20 protein-coding genes are annotated in these 16,817 nt (G+C 35.3%); 11 read left to right on the top strand and 9 right to left on the bottom strand.

Going from position 1 to position 16,817, the window contains the following annotated elements; translation table 11 throughout:
* Nucleotides 1–62 precede the first annotated feature (62 nt).
* Entirely contained in the window at nt 63–914 is an 852-nt protein-coding gene (locus J0M08_00100; protein ID MBN8701444.1) for a T9SS type A sorting domain-containing protein, read from the bottom strand.
* Nucleotides 915–1,073: 159 nt separating this feature from the next.
* On the opposite strand from J0M08_00100, the gene J0M08_00095 reads away from it, so the two are divergent.
* Nucleotides 1,074–1,784 carry a hypothetical protein gene (locus J0M08_00095; GenBank protein ID MBN8701443.1) on the top strand — a complete coding sequence of 237 codons (711 nt, stop codon included), beginning with the start codon at nt 1,074–1,076 and terminating at the stop codon, nt 1,782–1,784.
* 16 nt (nt 1,785–1,800) lie between these two features.
* On the opposite strand, the gene J0M08_00090 is transcribed toward J0M08_00095, so the two are convergent.
* The 8 genes from J0M08_00090 to J0M08_00055 form a co-directional block, all read right to left on the bottom strand.
* The gene (locus tag J0M08_00090; protein ID MBN8701442.1) at nt 1,801–2,439 is read right to left on the bottom strand and encodes a DsbA family oxidoreductase; all 639 of its coding nucleotides are present in this window, start codon (nt 2,437–2,439) and stop codon (nt 1,801–1,803) included.
* Nucleotides 2,440–2,663: 224 nt separating this feature from the next.
* Complete coding sequence (atpG, locus tag J0M08_00085) at nt 2,664–3,545, bottom strand: ATP synthase F1 subunit gamma (GenBank protein MBN8701441.1); 882 nt, start codon at nt 3,543–3,545, stop codon at nt 2,664–2,666.
* 76 nt (nt 3,546–3,621) lie between these two features.
* On the bottom strand, nt 3,622–5,205 hold the full coding sequence (locus J0M08_00080; GenBank protein MBN8701440.1) for a F0F1 ATP synthase subunit alpha: 1,584 nt from the start codon (nt 5,203–5,205) through the stop codon (nt 3,622–3,624).
* A 46-nt stretch (nt 5,206–5,251) separates the two neighbouring features.
* Nucleotides 5,252–5,809 (bottom strand): ATP synthase F1 subunit delta, encoded by a 558-nt coding sequence (gene atpH / locus J0M08_00075; protein MBN8701439.1) that lies wholly within the window; start codon nt 5,807–5,809, stop codon nt 5,252–5,254.
* Nucleotides 5,810–5,820: 11 nt separating this feature from the next.
* The gene (locus tag J0M08_00070) at nt 5,821–6,315 is read right to left on the bottom strand and encodes a F0F1 ATP synthase subunit B (protein MBN8701438.1); all 495 of its coding nucleotides are present in this window, start codon (nt 6,313–6,315) and stop codon (nt 5,821–5,823) included.
* Nucleotides 6,316–6,400: 85 nt separating this feature from the next.
* Nucleotides 6,401–6,652, bottom strand: a complete 252-nt coding sequence (gene atpE / locus J0M08_00065; protein MBN8701437.1) for an ATP synthase F0 subunit C — start codon at nt 6,650–6,652, stop codon at nt 6,401–6,403.
* A gap of 64 nt (nt 6,653–6,716) precedes the next feature.
* Nucleotides 6,717–7,664 carry a F0F1 ATP synthase subunit A gene (gene atpB, locus J0M08_00060; GenBank protein MBN8701436.1) on the bottom strand — a complete coding sequence of 316 codons (948 nt, stop codon included), beginning with the start codon at nt 7,662–7,664 and terminating at the stop codon, nt 6,717–6,719.
* A 340-nt stretch (nt 7,665–8,004) separates the two neighbouring features.
* Nucleotides 8,005–10,143 (bottom strand): T9SS type A sorting domain-containing protein, encoded by a 2,139-nt coding sequence (locus J0M08_00055; protein ID MBN8701435.1) that lies wholly within the window; start codon nt 10,141–10,143, stop codon nt 8,005–8,007.
* Nucleotides 10,144–10,404: 261 nt separating this feature from the next.
* On the opposite strand from J0M08_00055, the gene rplM reads away from it, so the two are divergent.
* The 10 genes from rplM to J0M08_00005 all read left to right on the top strand — a co-directional run bounded on the left by rplM (nt 10,405) and on the right by J0M08_00005 (nt 16,604).
* Nucleotides 10,405–10,860: a 50S ribosomal protein L13 gene (gene rplM / locus J0M08_00050; GenBank protein MBN8701434.1), complete on the top strand. Its 456-nt coding sequence runs from the start codon at nt 10,405–10,407 to the stop codon at nt 10,858–10,860.
* Nucleotides 10,861–10,865: 5 nt separating this feature from the next.
* Complete coding sequence (gene rpsI / locus J0M08_00045) at nt 10,866–11,252, top strand: 30S ribosomal protein S9 (protein ID MBN8701433.1); 387 nt, start codon at nt 10,866–10,868, stop codon at nt 11,250–11,252.
* Between the two features lie 27 nt (nt 11,253–11,279).
* Entirely contained in the window at nt 11,280–12,173 is an 894-nt protein-coding gene (rpsB, locus tag J0M08_00040) for a 30S ribosomal protein S2 (protein ID MBN8701432.1), read from the top strand.
* A 31-nt stretch (nt 12,174–12,204) separates the two neighbouring features.
* Complete coding sequence (locus J0M08_00035) at nt 12,205–13,050, top strand: elongation factor Ts (protein ID MBN8701431.1); 846 nt, start codon at nt 12,205–12,207, stop codon at nt 13,048–13,050.
* Between the two features lie 101 nt (nt 13,051–13,151).
* Nucleotides 13,152–13,859, top strand: coding sequence for a UMP kinase (locus J0M08_00030; GenBank protein ID MBN8701430.1), 708 nt, complete (start codon nt 13,152–13,154; stop codon nt 13,857–13,859).
* A 53-nt stretch (nt 13,860–13,912) separates the two neighbouring features.
* Nucleotides 13,913–14,476: a ribosome recycling factor gene (frr, locus tag J0M08_00025; GenBank protein MBN8701429.1), complete on the top strand. Its 564-nt coding sequence runs from the start codon at nt 13,913–13,915 to the stop codon at nt 14,474–14,476.
* A gap of 16 nt (nt 14,477–14,492) precedes the next feature.
* Complete coding sequence (locus J0M08_00020) at nt 14,493–14,855, top strand: hypothetical protein (protein ID MBN8701428.1); 363 nt, start codon at nt 14,493–14,495, stop codon at nt 14,853–14,855.
* Between the two features lie 88 nt (nt 14,856–14,943).
* A complete protein-coding gene (locus tag J0M08_00015) occupies nt 14,944–15,861 on the top strand; it encodes a hypothetical protein (protein MBN8701427.1) in 918 nt (305 codons plus the stop codon).
* 10 nt (nt 15,862–15,871) lie between these two features.
* Nucleotides 15,872–16,252, top strand: a complete 381-nt coding sequence (locus J0M08_00010; protein MBN8701426.1) for a hypothetical protein — start codon at nt 15,872–15,874, stop codon at nt 16,250–16,252.
* 4 nt (nt 16,253–16,256) lie between these two features.
* Nucleotides 16,257–16,604 carry a hypothetical protein gene (locus J0M08_00005; protein MBN8701425.1) on the top strand — a complete coding sequence of 116 codons (348 nt, stop codon included), beginning with the start codon at nt 16,257–16,259 and terminating at the stop codon, nt 16,602–16,604.
* The last annotated feature ends 213 nt before the right edge of the window (nt 16,605–16,817 follow it).

Here is a 16,817-nt window from a genome sequence, read left to right as displayed (position 1 = left end):
GTGTTAAAAATAAAAAACCCCGAGAAAAAACACTCCCGGGGTTAGTTAATAGTATTTATAAATTATTTCTTAAACACTTTTTGGTGTTGGTTGTATTCGTTTGATTCTATAGAAACAACATATACGCCCTGGTTTAATTCAGATACATCTACTTGTTCTTTCTTATTAATCATACGTTCTCTGCGAATAACAGATCCTTTCATATCAGTAATAGAATAGAACGTGTTTTCCGGAAGAGTTGCTTCTTTGTAGGTAATTACTAGTGTGTTTTCGTTTAATGCAATACGTGCTTTGTTGTTATTTACATTGGTTGAAACACCAGAAGCAAGTCCGGTTGTAAGCGGTGTATTCGGTGTTGCATTGTATGCGTAATCTTTTACTTTAAAAGAATCTACACCCAAAGAAACATCTAATCTTGCCCAGCCATAATGGTAATTTGCACCTATTTTAAATTTAAAGCCCAAGTATTTATCAGACTTACCAACCCAGTCTCCTAAAACACCACCACCACTACTACTGGTTACCTTTAAAGCTAATAAATTGTATGAAGCAGAGCTTATATTTCCCTTTGTCCAGCTTAAAGAATTGTCAATTACAACTCCTGAGTTGTTGGCAGTAGGTAAATAGAAGCTAGAACTGCCAGTTCCGTTAAACATATTATTGGTGTCTAATGGTTCAATATAAGTCATTTTATATACAGAAGAGCCATAAGACAACTTAAATAAATTCAATTTATAGTCTTTAATTGCATCGTTATTCAAATCTAGCTGGTAATTATCCAAGTGGTTTTTACCAACGTAATCAGGTATAATATCTGTATATACAGCTTGCGCATCCACAATATTTGAAACTAACGAAAGTGCCGCTGCACCTTTTGCGTAATTCTTCAATTTGTTTTTTAATTCGGTTTTCATTACGATGGTTTTTAATTAAACGTATGATGAATGTAACAAAAAACACAATAAAAACAAAAAAAAGAGCGACTAGGTTTTTGGCACACTTGTTGTTTTAGCAATATAAATTATTTTATACACAAGATATTTTTATATTTAGTAACGATTAAGACCACTTATATGATAAAGATTTTATTTAGAAACATCTTTCTTTTAGCAGTTTTAGCTACACTATTTACTAGCTGTGCAAAAGAATCTACCGCAACAAAAATACTAATGCAGGGAAATTGGGAGCTTACAGAAGCTTATGATGCAGCTGGAAACGATATCCTTTCACAGATTTCTTTTCCTGTTACCGCCATACAACTAACAGACGACAATGGCATGTTGGGAACACAAGCTCCATTAGCAACACGACTGGTTTATGGAAATACCAATTGGTCGCAGGCTTCCGGAAAGATGAATCAAGTTTTTGATTATGCTAATCTGCGTTTTAATACCGGAGAGTTTTTTGTGGGAGAAGGCGTAACAGACGTATTTACCGTAGAGTTTAAATTACAAGCAACTGCAATTGCGGGTGGTCTTTCTGATATACTTACCATTTTTGGTGTGGGCAATGGTTGGTTGCAGCAAACTATCTACCATAAATTTACAAATGTATCTGTTGTGTTTCCTGAACAAATAGAGGAAGATGTTACAGACCCAATTAAATCGGCTACTACAATGATTTGGGAGTTTAATGAGAATACAAATGCATTGTATAACTACAAAGACTCCCAAGGAAACTATACTATTTGGAATGGTTGGCCGGTAAACAATTTTACAAAAGGCAAATTTGTTTTTACCAAAAAAATAAAGGGCTTAAACGATATTGTAAGCGAGCATTTGTAGGATACTCGTTGGTAGTTTACTTTAGTTCTGTAGCAACCTTTTCAAGTGTTTTTAAAAAAACATTGCTATCCTGTGCACCGGAAACAGCGTACGTTCTATTAAATACAAAAAAGGGAACGCCTTGCACACCAAGCTTTGTAGCTTCTTCTATATCTTTTGCTACATCGTTGGCGTAAAGATTAGATTGTAGAGCTGTTTTTGCTTCTTGCTCATCTATTCCACTAGATTTGGCAATAGCAATTAAGATATCCTCGTTTCCAATATCTTTTCCTTCAATAAAATGTGCCGAAAAAAGCGCTTCTTCTATTTCTGATTCTTTGCGGTGTTTCTTAGCTAGATGTGTCAACTGATGCGCTTTGTGCGAGTTAGCAACAATAGCATTATCAAACCGATAATTTAAGCCTACTGATTGAGCCATTTCGGTTACATTCCCAAACATTTGGTTAACTTGTTGCAGCGAAAACCCTTTTCTGGTTGCTAAATAATCAACGTACGATTTTGCATCTCCGGAAACAAATTCCGGGTCTAATTGGTAACTTTTCCATTCAACAATAACACTATCTTTTTGTTTAAACTGTTGTAGTGCATTTTCAAATTTTCGTTTGCCTATATAACAAAATGGACACAACACATCGCTCCAAATTTCAACTCTAATTTTTTTGTCCGAAGTATTCATAGGTGTGTTGGTTTTAAGTTTTTTTATTTGTGCGTTTGTCGTAAGGGTAAATAACAAAACAATTACACAAATAACCCTCTTTAATAGTATCATTCGTTGCAAGTGTTTTGGATGTTGATTATAAATAACAGATAGAGCACCTTATAGCACACAGCAAAAAAATTAATAAAAACGAAGCGATATAATACGTGTTATATAAACGCTTATCCGTTCAACGCTTCTGCACCACCAACAATTTCCAAAATCTCTTTTGTAATGTTTGCCTGACGGGCTTTGTTGTAGGTAAGTTTTAATTGCTTAATTAAATCTTTTGCGTTGTCGGTTGCTTTGTGCATTGCAGTCATACGAGCACCGTGCTCCGAAGCACTAGAATCAAGCAGTGCCTTATAAAATTGTGTTTTTAATGAAAGCGGTATTAAATCTTTTATAATTTCTTCTTTATTCGGCTCAAATATATACTCCATCTTCTTTGTTTTAGACGAAGATGTGGTATTGGGAGAAACCGGTAAAAATGGCTCTGTGGAAGCATGTTGAACCGCAGCATTTTTAAACTGATTGTACACGATATCAACTTTGTCGTATTTACCTGATAAAAAGGCCTGCATTACAGCTTCTGCCAAAGGCGCAACAGAATTGTAGTTTAGTTTATCAAAAAGAGAATTGTTGCTTCCTGTATAATCGTCCGCAAAAAATTTACGGTCAGTTTTTTTATAAAAATCAAACCCTTTTTTACCAATGCATAACACATCAACTTGTGCATTTTTGTATTGGTATTTTATTGTCTGATTTGCTTTTTTAATAATGTTTGCATTGAAAGCACCCGCCAATCCTCTGTTCGAGGTAATAACAACCAACAGCACGTTTTTTGCTTCTGTTTGCTTAGAATATGCACTATCGGACGCATCTAGGCCCGCACTTAAGTTTTCTAATACTTCTCTTAATTTAGAAGCATACGGACGCATTTTTATAATTGCATCTTGTGCTCTTTTTAGTTTAGCGGCCGACACCATTTTCATGGCACTCGTAATCTGCTGTGTAGAGCTTACTGATACTATTCTATTTCGTACTTCTTTTAAGTTTGGCATATTACCTAAATTAAAAATTAGGAATTAAAAAGTAAGAGTTTGTTTTCTCTACTTTTTAATTCTCAATTCTACATTCTTAGTTTGTCTTATATTTTTTTGATAGATCTTTCGCAACGCTCTCCAATACGCCAGTAATTGCATCGTCTAGCTTTCCTGCTTTCAAACCATCTAAAACGTTTTTGTGTTTTACTTCTAAAAACTGCAAAAACTCCGCTTCAAATTCTCGCACCTTATTTACCGGAACATCGCGCAACAATCCTTTTGATCCACAATAAACAATAGCAACTTGTTGCTCTACACGTAGTGGAGAAAATTGTCCTTGTTTCAATATTTCTACGTTACGCGCACCTTTATCCAATACAGATTTTGTGGCAGCATCTAAATCAGAACCAAATTTAGCAAACGCCTCTAACTCTCTATACTGTGCTTGGTCTAGCTTTAATGTACCAGCAACTTTTTTCATCGATTTAATTTGTGCATTTCCACCTACACGAGATACCGAAATACCTACGTTAATAGCAGGACGAACACCGGAGTTAAACAAGTTAGACTCCAAGAAAATTTGTCCATCTGTAATCGAAATTACGTTTGTTGGAATATATGCAGAAACGTCACCGGCTTGTGTTTCAATGATAGGAAGGGCTGTAAGTGAGCCTCCACCCTTTACTTTGTTTTTAAGCGATTCTGGCAAGTCGTTCATGTTTTTTGCAATATCATCAGACGCATTTACTTTTGCGGCTCTCTCTAATAAACGGGAGTGTAAGTAAAACACATCACCCGGATACGCTTCACGCCCCGGAGGTCTTCTTAATAAAAGAGAAACCTCTCTGTATGCCACCGCTTGTTTAGATAAATCATCATACACAACTAATGCAGGACGACCGGTATCTCTAAAGTACTCGCCAATTGCTGCTCCTGCCATTGGTGCAAAGAACTGCATTGGTGCAGGATCTGATGCAGATGCGGAAACAACTACCGTATAAGGCAATGCTCCGTTTTCTTCTAATACACGCACAATTCCTGCAACCGTAGAACCTTTTTGACCAATTGCTACATATATACAATATACCGGTTCTCCTTTTTCATAAAATTCTTTTTGATTGATGATAGCATCAATAGCAACAGCTGTTTTACCGGTTTGTCTATCTCCAATAATCAACTCACGTTGTCCTCTACCAATAGGAATCATGGCGTCAATAGCTTTTATACCTGTTTGTAGCGGTTCGTTTACCGGTTGACGGAAAATTACACCCGGAGCTTTTCTTTCTAATGGCATTTCAAAAGTTTCGCCTTTGATTGGACCCTTACCGTCTATGGTATTTCCTAATGTATCTACCACACGACCCAACACTCCCTCACCAACTTTTATAGAGGCAATTTTCCCGGTTCTTTTTGCAACCGAACCTTCTTTAATATCTCCGGAAGAGCCTAGTAATACAGCTCCTACGTTGTCTTCTTCCAAGTTTAATACAATACCTTTTAAGCCATTTTCAAACTCAATAAGCTCGCCCGATTGTACTTTGGATAAACCGTAGATGCGAGCAATACCGTCACCCACTTGCAATACAGATCCAACTTCTTCTAGTTGAGATTCGGTTTTAAAACCGGATAATTGTTGTCTTAAAATTGCAGAAACTTCTGCTGGTTTTACTTCGGCCATATATACTATAATTTAAAAGTTAAATTCTGTTTTTTATTTCTGTTTTCTAAAATTCTTTTACGTAAGGGTTGTCTGAAAAATTACTTGCAAGTTGTTTTAATTTGCGTGCAATACTTGCATCTATTTGTTTATCCCCAACTCGCAATACAAATCCACCTATAATATCTTTGTCAACATGTTCTTGTATTTCAACTTCGCCTTTGGCTGATTTTTTAATGAGTTCGAGTACTTTTGTTCGTATAGAATCGTCTAATCCAATAGCGGTAGTTACCACAGCTGTTAAGATTTTCTTTTGTTCTCTGTATTGATTTACGAAGCTTTCGGCAATAATACCCAAATGCTCTTCTCTTTTTTTGCGAACAATTATTTCTATAAACTCTTTTGTTATTTTACTTATTTTATCGCCAAATATTTCACCCAACACAGCATCCTTCTTGTCTGATTTAATAATGGGGCTTTTTAGAAAAAGCTCCAAGTCTTTACTCCCGGTGTGTGTATTGTAAATAAGTTGCATGTCGGCAAATACACGCTCTAGCTCTCCTCTTTCGGTCGATAACTTTAAAAGAGATTTTGCATAACGTGTTGCAACCCTTGTTCCTTTCATAGAAATATAAGTTAGTTTAAATTAACTTCTTGTAATGAATTATTGATAATAGCTTTTTGCTTTTCGGCAGAAGACAATTCTTCTCTCAATATTTTTTCTGCTATTTCGATAGATAGCTTTGCTACTTGATTTTTAAGCTCTGTAATAGCAGCCATTTTTTCGTTTTGGATGTTTTCTCTTGCAATTGCTAATAGTTTGTCTGCCTCTTTGCTTGCTGTGCTTTTTGCTTCCGAAATTATAGCATCTTTTATTTCGCGAGCTTCTTTCATTAATTTATCTCTTTCTGCTTTTGCTTCGTTTACAATGCGCTCGTTGTTAGATTGCAATGCCAACATTTCTTCTTTTGCTTTTTTAGCCGAATCTAATGCATTTTGAATAGATGTTTCGCGCTCTTTAAGCATTGTTAAAATTGGACCCCAGGCAAACTTTTTAAGAATAAAAAAGATGATCCCAAAAGAAATACACATCCAAAAAACGAGTCCAAATGCGGGTTTTACTAATTCCATATATTAATTATTTACCTATTTAATCTTTTTAATTTTAAATAAATGCTTTGCAACCAACCGTTGCAAAGCATTTAAAAGATGTTGATTACTTTAAGAAAATTACAAGTAATCCAATTACCATCGCAAAGAATGCAGCACCCTCAATAAGAGCGGCAGTTAAGATAGTAGTAGCACGAATGTCGTTAACAGCTTCAGGCTGACGAGCAATAGACTCAACAGCGCTTCCACCAATTCTACCAATACCCAAACCTGCAGCAACTGCTGCAAGACCAGCTCCAAGAGCAGCAACACCATAACCAAGTGTGCTTCCTGCTTCTAACAAAATTGTGTGTAACATATAAATTGTGTTAAATTATTATTCTCCGATTTTAAAACCGCTATCGGAGATTACAGCGGGTTTCTTAATGATGCTCTTCTGCATGGTGACCCTCTTCAACAGCGGAACCAAAATACATTGCCGTAAGCAACGTAAATACGTACGCTTGTAAAAAAGCAACCAACAATTCCAAGAATCCCATAAAAACAGTAAATGCAATAGAAAGCAAAGAAACCCCAAATCCAAGAGCAACGTTCATCTCTGCAAAAATAAATATCAAACTAAAGAAAGACAATGCAATGATATGGCCCGCCATGATGTTGGCAAAAAGTCGTATCATTAAAACAAAGGGTTTCAAAAACAAACTTATAATCTCAATTGGTGTTAAAATAAACAAAACACCAACAGGAACCCCAGGCATTGCTAATGTGTGTTTCCAGTAGTGGGCATTTCCGTTTATAATTGTAATCAAAAAAACCATTGCTGCTAAAACAAGCGCAACGGCAATATTTCCGGTAACATTAGCACCACCAACAAGTGGAATTAATCCCAATAAATTACTAATCCATATAAAGAAGAAAACGGTAAGCAAAAATGGAAGAAAGCGCTCGTATTTTTTCTCTCCAATGGCTGATTTTGCAACCTCGTCTCGCACAAAAACAATAAGAGGCTCTAATAGAGATTGAATACCTTTGGGCGCCTGACCCGGATTGCGCTTATACATATTAGCAGCGCTAATAAACATCCAAATCATTAAACCAATTGTAACAAATATTGCAAGAACATTTTTTGTTATTGATATATCCCAAAGCTTTGCAGTTGCTTCAGCATCCTCTTCACCCGCATTGTTTACGACTTTTACGTGTCCGTGTATTAATTTATAGTTATAGTTGCCTTGGTAACTAGCGTGCCCATGTTCAAACTTGCTTGATAAAAAAACATCTAAACCCTTGTCGGAATAAATAATAACAGGCAAAGGGATGGCCGTATGACCCCACAAGTGCCAATCGTAGGCGTCTCCAATGTGTTCCATTATCAATTCTCCTGCATTAAAACCTTTCTCGTGCGATAGTTCTTCTTTATCAAACACAGGCTCATCCTCAATAGCGGCAGCATCAACAACTACACTATCCGAATGTGTTTCGGAAGTTGAAAAGGATTTTGAAACAAAAGTGAAGGAGAGTATAAATGATACTGCAACAAATAAAACTAATTTTCTTTTTGCTAACACAAACAACGGATTTTAAAATTGCAGTGCAAAGCTATATAATTTTCTTATAGATTGGTACTAAAATGACCGTAAAATTAATTTGTGATACAAAAAAAATAGGCACTCTTGTAGTGCCTATTTTTTAAAAACGTGTTTCTATAATTTAGTTGAAAATAATTTTTCGTTGAACAGAACCCATTTCAGTTTTTAGGTTGATAAAGTAAATGCCATTTGAAAGATCTTTATTAGACAAATCGATATCAAACAGGTGAGTTCCAACTGTTTTTTGGCCCAAATTTGACATGTAAACCGTTTGTCCCAGATTGTTGCTTATAGTTACATCAAGTGATGTTGCTTCTTGCAAATTAACTACAAGCGAAAAATTGCCCGATTCTGTAGGGTTTGGGAATGAGTGGAAGTTAACTAGAGAAGAAAGTTCATCTTCAGTACTCAAAGGGGTTCCAATGTTAATGTCATCAATATAAATATTGTTGCTATAGCCAAACTCCGACTCATAATTGACATTTGACACGTGTCCGGAACCTCCTGCAGAAGTAAATTCAAATTTAAAAACCGTTTTATTTGTTTTTAAGATATTTGGTATTGTTACAGATACCTTTGTCCAGTTGCTTGTGGATGTAGGAGCGTAATCTACAGAAGAAAATCCAGCATTTGCTAATGCCACAGAATTTGTTTGTGTATAAACTGGAGTCCAAGATTTTCCACAATTGGTTGATCCATAAACAATTAACTTGTCTGACATTAGGTTTGTATTAGAAGCTGCGGTAGCACAAGAATAGTAAAATTCAAGTTTAGGGCTAGAAATGCTTGTAATGTTTACCGGAGGTGTAATAAAGTAGCTAGGAACTTGAGAAACACCAAAATAGCTATTTAACTTTGCGCTAGAAGTACTGTTTCGTCCCGCAAAATTAACCACAGACCAACCATAGGAGGCGATTTTATCCGACTTAGATAAATACCAATCGTCACTAAAAGAAGAGATGTATTCAAAATCTTGTTGAAGCGTATTAATCAATGCTGGAGAAGGGAACGTATAAAAATCCGTCTTAATTTTAGTGTCTTGACCGCTAGAGTTAAAGCTAGTTAAGCTAACGTATTGATATCCTGCGCCATTAAATACAACATTTGTTACGTTTTTTGATGTTGCAGTAGCTGGCGTTGCGTTTGCAAAATTCCAACTGTATGAAGTAGCAGGGGAATCATATGAATTGTCTTTTACAATAACATTAGAACCCACACAATTTGTAGGAGAATCGAAATAAAAGTCAGCTTTAGGTGCACACACAGCTGTTGGAGTGTTTACTCCGGTTGCAATTAAATTAGCTGGTTGCCACAGGTTGTTTCTGCCTGCAATTGGGCTGTTTAAGGTTGCATGCATCGCAGTCTTTTGGTCTCTGGTAAACATGTTGGTGCAACTAGAGTAATCCATTATATTTTGAACATTTTCAATTATAGGAGGATTACAAGAAGCTAAATTCAGGTTACAAGTACTGAATGAGCCTTTTGTTTCCGGTGTATCGTATATAAAGTCATCTCCACATGCTGTGGCTACTTCACCACTGCCCCAAGGATGGTACAAAGCTAAATAGTGACCAATTTCGTGAGCAACAGTTGTTGGCTCTCCAGAGCTTGGGCTGTTTCCTAATGTAGAAGACGAAACGATTGGACCATCAAAAACAAAATTAGTGCCGGTTACAGAAGAAGGGAAATAGGCGTATCCAAGTGTAACCCCAGAGGATGCAACTTGGCGAACTTTATTTACCACCCAAATATTCAAATATTTATCTCTTGGCCATGGATTTAATTTTGCTCCATCATCTCCCACGTATGTTTTTTGAGATTGTATTCTATCAATTCCGTTTGTGCAGTTGCCTTCTGGGTCCAGTTGTGCCAATTTAAATTCTATTTGGCAATCTGCTGCAATGGTGTCAAAAAAAGGTATTACGGCTGTTATATCGCTATTGGTTTTGCTATAATATTTATTAAGTTTTGCAATTTCTTGGTGAATTATTGCATCCGAAACATTTTCGGAGCCACCATTGTGAATGATATGAAAAACAACCGGAATTGTATAAAGGGTTGTCATTTTAGCAGAGCCATCTTTTTTGTGATTGGCTATATAGTCGGCTACATATTCTCTGTGCTGCTTCTCTAACAACTCAATTTGTGGGTCTTTTGCCTTTAGCTCATTCGTCATTTCGCTAGAACTACAAGGCTGTGCCTGCATAAGTGATACTGCAATCAGAGAAAATCCGGTTAACGTTAGTATTTTTTTAAACATAGTATTTGTATTATTGCCCAAATATATAAATTTTATTAAAAAGAAATTATCTTTACTGTGTGGGCGGACACAGAACTGTTTTTTTAGGTAGGTAATAATACACAAACGGTTTCCAACAATTTTTGCAAATAAAGGAGGTTGGGGACATAAAAAAAACGCTTATTTGTTAATTTGTTAATAAATTTTGTTCTTATCAAAAAAAGTTCCTATCTTCGCTGCCCATTTTAGGGTTTTTTATACACTATTTTAAAATATATTAACGTGGATAATTTGAGTTACAAAACAGTACATGCCAACAAGGCAACTGTAAAGAAGAATTGGATTTTAATTGATGCCGAAAATCAAGTGTTAGGAAGACTTGCATCGCAAGCTGCTTATGTTTTATTGGGCAAGCACAAGGTAGATTTTACACCACATGTAGATAACGGAGATAATCTAGTTATCATCAATGCCGGAAAAGTAAGATTGACCGGAAATAAGCTTCAAGATAAAGTTTACAAAAGACATACTGGCTATCCGGGTGGTCAGCGTTTTGCTACACCAAAGGAGTTAATGGCAAAAGATGCTACTTTAGTTATTAGAAAAGCAATTCATGGAATGTTGCCTAAAAACAGATTGGGTGATGTTATGAGAAAAAACGTGTTTATCTACGAAGGCGCAGAGCACGATAAAGCAGCACAACAACCAAAACAAATTAAAATAGACTCACTTAAATAATTAACATGGAAGTTATTAATACAGTAGGAAGAAGAAAAACATCTGTTGCTAGAGTATATCTGCAAAAAGGTGAAGGAAAAATTACCGTTAACGATAAAAGCTACAAAGAATATTTTAAAACATTTGTTTTACAACGTTCGGTTGCTTTGCCTTTAACATTAACAAAGAATGAAACCAATTTTGATGTAATTGCAAACGTATATGGCGGTGGAATTACCGGACAAGCGGAAGCAATCAGATTGGCTATTTCTAGAGCATTGGTAGAAAATGATCCGGAGACAAAAGCTACATTAAACGTAGAAAGTCTTTTAACGCGCGATCCACGAATGGTAGAGCGTAAGAAGCCTGGTCAAAAGAAAGCAAGAAAGAAATTTCAATTTAGCAAACGTTAATATTTTAAACTTACTTATACAAAAAGAATGGCTAGAGTTACATTTGAACAACTTTTGGAAGCGGGTGCACATTTTGGACACCTTAGAAGAAAATGGAATCCGAGCATGGCTCCTTACATTTTTACTGAAAAAAACGGTATCCACATCATCGACCTTAATAAGACCGTTGTAAAGCTTGATGAAGCAGCAACTATCTTAAAAGGAATTGCACGCTCAGGAAAAAAAGTGTTGTTTGTTGCTACAAAGAAGCAAGCAAAGAGCATTGTTGCGGATAAAGTAAAAAACATTAACATGCCTTATGTTACAGAAAGATGGCCGGGCGGAATGCTTACCAACTTTGTAACTATCAGAAAAGCTATCAGAAAAATGGCATCCATTGATAAAATGGCTACTGATGGTACATTTGACAATATTTCTAAAAAAGAGCGTCTTTCTATTTCTCGTGAGAGAGCTAAGTTGGAGACTCAATTGGGTAGTATTGCTGATTTAACAAGATTGCCTGCAGCTATTTTCGTGGTTGATATCATGAAAGAACACATTGCTGTTGCAGAAGCTAAAAGACTTAACATACCTACATTTGCGATTGTTGATACAAACTCAAATCCAAATTTAGTTGATTATGCAATTCCTGCAAATGATGATGCATCGTCTTCTATAGCACTTATTATGGATGTTATTACAAAATCTATTCAAGAAGGTTTGGCAGATAGAAAGATTGATAAAGAAGCTGCTTCAGAAGAAAAAGAGGGTAAAACATCTATCATGGAGCAAGAAGAACAAGAAGAGAGAGAAAAACGTGTTAAGCAAATTGCTTTTGAAGTAGAAGGTGGAGAAGAGGTTGTTGAAACAGCAACTAAAAAATTAGCAGTTAAAAAAGCTCCAGTTGTTGCAAAAAAACAGGCGCCTAAGAAAAAGGATTAATTTTTATAGTAACCCAAAAAGTATATAATTTATGTCAACAGTAATGATTTCAGCAGCAGATGTAAATAAGTTGAGACAGATTACCGGTGCCGGTATGATGGACTGTAAAAAAGCGCTAAGCGAAGCCAATGGCGACTTTGAAGCAGCAATTGATTTTTTGCGTAAAAAAGGACAAAAAGTAGCAGCTAACAGAAGCGATAGAGATGCAAAAGAAGGTTTGGTTGTTACAAAGGTTACTGCAGACGGCAAAAGAGGTGTTTTAGTAGTTGTAAACTGCGAAACAGACTTTGTTGCTAAAAATGAAGAGTTTGGGGCATTTGTAAATACAATTGTTGATGTTGCTTTGGCATCTAATCCAAAAACAGCAGAAGAATTAAAAGCTTTAAACTTTACAGGAACAACAATTACTGTTGGAGAAAAAATTACTGAGCAAGTTGGTAAAATTGGAGAGAAAATTGAAATTTCAAGATACGAGGTTATTATAGGAGAAAAAGTCCTTGGATATAACCACCCCGGAAATAGAGTAGCTAGCTTAGTTGGATTTAATAAGAGCACAACTAAAGATATTGATGTGATTGCGAAAGATGTTGCTATGCAAATTGCAGCTATGGCTCCTGTTGCGTTAGATAAAGATGATGTTGATGCAGAAACTCTAAAAAGAGAAATTGAAATTGGTAAAGAGCAAGCTCGTCAAGAAGGGAAACCAGAAGAGATGTTGGAGAAAATTGCCATGGGTAAACTTAATAAGTTTTACAAAGAATCTACTTTATTAAATCAAGAGTTTATAAAAGACAATAAAATATCAATTGGTCAGTATTTGGCCAACAATGATAAGGAGTTGAAAATACTTGGCTTTAAACGCCATTCGTTAAGTTAATTCTTAAAAAATCCCGATGAGTTTCATCGGGATTTTTTTTAGGGTTAAATTTTGTAAAAGCGCTGCACACATTTTAAAATTTAATATAAAACCCTTCTAACGTGAAATATAAACGAATCCTTTTAAAACTAAGCGGAGAAGCCCTAATGGGAAACAAGCAATTTGGGATAGACCATAATCGCTTAGAGCAATATGCCAAAGAAATACAAGAAGTTGTAAATGCCGGAGTGCAAATAGCAATTGTTATTGGCGGTGGAAATATTTTTAGAGGCGTACAGGCCGAGCAGGGTGGAATGGATAGGGTGCAAGGAGATTATATGGGAATGCTTGCTACGGTTATAAATAGTATGGCTTTACAATCGGCATTAGAAAAAATAAATGTGCATACACGTTTATTGTCTGCCATTAAAATGGAACAAATTTGTGAGCCATTTATAAGACGCAGAGCAGTAAGACATTTAGAAAAGAACAGAGTTGTTATTTTTGGTGCTGGAACCGGAAACCCTTATTTTACAACAGATACAGCTGCATCACTTCGAGCAATTGAAGTAGAGGCTGATGTAGTTTTAAAGGGAACACGAGTAGATGGCATTTATACGGCCGATCCTGAAAAGGATAAAAATGCGGTGAAGTATGAAAAAATTACATTTACAGAAGTATATCAAAAGAACCTTGAGGTAATGGATATGACCGCCTTTACGCTATGCAACGAAAACAAACTTCCTATTATTGTTTTTGATATGAATAAATTAGGAAACCTTAAAAAGGTGGTAACGGGAGAGCCTGTTGGAACGCTAGTAGAGGCGTAATTGAAAATTAAAAATTAAGCTGTATTTTTAAGAAAAAATAAACATTTTATTTTATGAATTCAGAAATGCAAAATATATTAAACAACTCGAAAGAAGAAATGGAAAATGCTATTTCTCATTTGGAGGGAGAGTTGGCTAAAATTAGAGCAGGAAAAGCATCGCCTAATATGCTTGATAGTATTATGGTTGATGCGTATGGTGCAAAAATGCCGCTGAATCAAACGGCCAATGTAAATACATTAGATGCAAGAACACTTGCTATACAACCTTGGGATAAATCAATGATAGATCCTATTATGAAGGCTATACAGGCTGCAAATATTGGATTGAATCCGCAAAATGACAGTACTTTAATTCGTATTGTTGTGCCGCCACTTACCGAAGAAAGAAGAAAAGATTTGGTAAAGAGAACCAAAGGTGAAGGAGAGAATTGTAAAGTATCACTACGTAATATAAGACGTGATGCAAACGAAAGCATAAAGGAATTGAAAAAGAATGGAATGCCGGAAGATGAGGCTAAAGAGGGCGAAGCAAAAATTCAACAACTCACAGATACCTATTCTCAAAAATGTGATAAACATTTAGAAATAAAAGAGAAAGAAATAATGACGGTTTAATGAGGATAGTTAGAGTTTGAGAATAATTACAATCATATTAATTGCTGCATTCTTTCTACAGGGAACTATAAAATCTTTTATTTTCATTCGGTTTAAAATCAATCAAGATTTTATTGCAAAAAATTTATGTATTAAAAAAGAAATAGAGGAGAATGATTGTGAGGGAAACTGTTGTTTAAGGGCTGAATTAGAAAAGCAAGAAAAATCAGAAAATCCCTTGCCAAATTTTTTAAAGGAAAAAATCGAAACCTTGTTGTATATCTGCTTCCCAACATCTGTTTTTATTGCGCAAAACAATCCCAGAATTAAATTTTTTGATTTTTTATTACCCTCCCAAGCCGGCTTCTTAGATGCCGTTTTTCACCCACCTTCTTTATAAACACACTATTTAGTTTATGTGTTCGTATTCTATTAAAACAGGATAAACGAAATACGAGCATTTTTTAATTCTACACCAATATACATATATGAAAAAAATTTTCTTCTGTATTTTGGCTGTTGTACTGTGTGGATTTGCAAGTGCACAATGCAATTGCGGAGCAGGTAGTAGTGCATCTGGAACTATAGATGGTTTAAATTTTTCGATTTATGGAAGTCAACCACTATCTATTGAATTGACATCTGATAATCGATTTTTTAAGGAGACTATTTTATCAAATGATGCAACAACAGTAATCGATACAACCAATATTAAGCTGCAATCTACTTCTGTAAGCTTGATAGCCTTACAATATAGGTTTGGAAGAGGTTTTGGTGTTTCGACACTAGTTCCATATTCAAGAATTGTTTCTATTTATAAAGAAAGTGGAATAGCTGATATACCTTTTTTGGTAGGTAAGTCGTTTACTTTTAACAATAGAAACAAGTTTAATGTATCCGCAGGTGTTGAAGTACCAACAGGAAAGAGTTCGTTAAACCAAAACATAATTGTGTTTGGCTCAGGAAATTTCGACCCGTTGTTGCAAGTTAATTACCAATTGGTAAAAAACAGTTTTGTTTTTATTTGGAGCTCCGCAAACAAGCTAACCATAAGTAATTCAGACAAAAATAATTTTGGAAATTATTACAATCAGAGTTTTTTTGTGATGTATGGAATTAATAAGACTAATACTTGTGAGAGTATAGATTCGTTAAACATAAGTAAACCTACTTTTTTTCTTAGCACAGGTCTTACCAACGAAATATTTGGTGCACAAACTATTTCGGGAAAAGTAAATTATCAAACGGGAGGAAACATGTTGTGCGCAGCAATTGGAACGCAGTTGTTTTTTTCGCGTTTCGGATTATTGCTAAACGGCTTTATCCCGGTAAGGCAAAATTGGTGGAGTAGCGTGCAAGAAAAAACAACATTAAGATTAAAAGCTTCTTTTACAATAACAATTTAAAACAACAAAAATGAAAACAACAATAAAACTATTAACACTAATTTCTTTTTTAGCATTTATTTCATGTAAGAAGAATGATGTAGGTGGAAAAGCCACGATACATGCAGAAATATTTCATCATGAGCAACCAATCAATGGTGCAGTTGTATATATAAAATTTGGCACACAAGAACTTCCTTCTGATCCTGAAAATAATTATGATTTAAAGGTAACAGGAGAAGATTCCGACAACCATGTTCACATAGATAATATGCGTCCAGGGGAATACTATTTGTACGCAGTTGGTTTTGATGCGGCAATCAGTATGCCTGTAAAAGGTGGTGTTCCGGTAAAAATAAAATGGAGCGACAGAAAGAAAATGACGGAAGTAAACATTCCCGTAACGGAATAGATTTATGAAAATAAAGCTTTCAATTTTTTTGTGTATGACCACCTTGTTGGTCATACACAATTCCTGTAAAAAAGATGAGTACAAAAATCTGGACTGCTCAACTATAAATTCATCTTACAAGAGCGATATAAAACCTATTATAGACGCAAACTGCAATTCCGGGGGCTGCCATAACAGTGGTTCTTCTTACGGTGATTTTACTACTTACAAAGGGTTACTGTCAAAATCAAATAACGGTTCGTTAAATAGACACGTGTTGGTCGATAAAAAAATGCCACCATCTAAGCCTTTATCGTTAGATGATAGGAAAAAGATAAAGTGTTGGATTAATTCGGGTTCGCTTAATGATTAAATTCGATGTTCATTCGACTTATTTAAGCTCATGCAATAAAAAGAAAGGGGGCATAAAATTTTATACCCCCTTTCTTTTTATTGTAATGCCTCATCCTGAAATAAGTTGACACAAAAGTTAACTTATATGGAACACATTGACCAAAGGAGTCATTTACGAAGGGCTCAGAAAGATTACAGTTTAGCCTTTAAACTTCAAGTAGTAGATGAAGTT

This window comes from Bacteroidota bacterium (assembly GCA_017303975.1).
Taxonomy (GTDB): Bacteria; Bacteroidota; Bacteroidia; order JAFLBG01; family JAFLBG01; genus JAFLBG01.
This window is presented reverse-complemented; position numbering and strand designations above follow the sequence as displayed.

Excerpts from the sequence above, each read along its gene's own strand:
- J0M08_00070 (MBN8701438.1), bottom strand. The coding sequence starts at position 6,315 with ATGGAATTAGTAAAACCCGCATTTGGACTCGTTTTTTGGATGTGTATT.
- atpE (MBN8701437.1), bottom strand. The coding sequence starts at position 6,652 with ATGTTACACACAATTTTGTTAGAAGCAGGAAGCACACTTGGTTATGGT.
- rpsI (MBN8701433.1), top strand. The coding sequence starts at position 10,866 with ATGGAAGTTATTAATACAGTAGGAAGAAGAAAAACATCTGTTGCTAGA.
- J0M08_00100 (MBN8701444.1), bottom strand. The coding sequence starts at position 914 with ATGAAAACCGAATTAAAAAACAAATTGAAGAATTACGCAAAAGGTGCA.
- atpH (MBN8701439.1), bottom strand. The coding sequence starts at position 5,809 with ATGAAAGGAACAAGGGTTGCAACACGTTATGCAAAATCTCTTTTAAAG.
- J0M08_00015 (MBN8701427.1), top strand. The coding sequence starts at position 14,944 with ATGAAAAAAATTTTCTTCTGTATTTTGGCTGTTGTACTGTGTGGATTT.
- J0M08_00055 (MBN8701435.1), bottom strand. The coding sequence starts at position 10,143 with ATGTTTAAAAAAATACTAACGTTAACCGGATTTTCTCTGATTGCAGTA.
- atpG (MBN8701441.1), bottom strand. The coding sequence starts at position 3,545 with ATGCCAAACTTAAAAGAAGTACGAAATAGAATAGTATCAGTAAGCTCT.
- rpsB (MBN8701432.1), top strand. The coding sequence starts at position 11,280 with ATGGCTAGAGTTACATTTGAACAACTTTTGGAAGCGGGTGCACATTTT.
- J0M08_00095 (MBN8701443.1), top strand. The coding sequence starts at position 1,074 with ATGATAAAGATTTTATTTAGAAACATCTTTCTTTTAGCAGTTTTAGCT.
- frr (MBN8701429.1), top strand. The coding sequence starts at position 13,913 with ATGAATTCAGAAATGCAAAATATATTAAACAACTCGAAAGAAGAAATG.
- J0M08_00080 (MBN8701440.1), bottom strand. The coding sequence starts at position 5,205 with ATGGCCGAAGTAAAACCAGCAGAAGTTTCTGCAATTTTAAGACAACAA.
- J0M08_00010 (MBN8701426.1), top strand. The coding sequence starts at position 15,872 with ATGAAAACAACAATAAAACTATTAACACTAATTTCTTTTTTAGCATTT.
- atpB (MBN8701436.1), bottom strand. The coding sequence starts at position 7,664 with ATGGAACACATTGGAGACGCCTACGATTGGCACTTGTGGGGTCATACG.
- J0M08_00035 (MBN8701431.1), top strand. The coding sequence starts at position 12,205 with ATGTCAACAGTAATGATTTCAGCAGCAGATGTAAATAAGTTGAGACAG.
- J0M08_00005 (MBN8701425.1), top strand. The coding sequence starts at position 16,257 with ATGAAAATAAAGCTTTCAATTTTTTTGTGTATGACCACCTTGTTGGTC.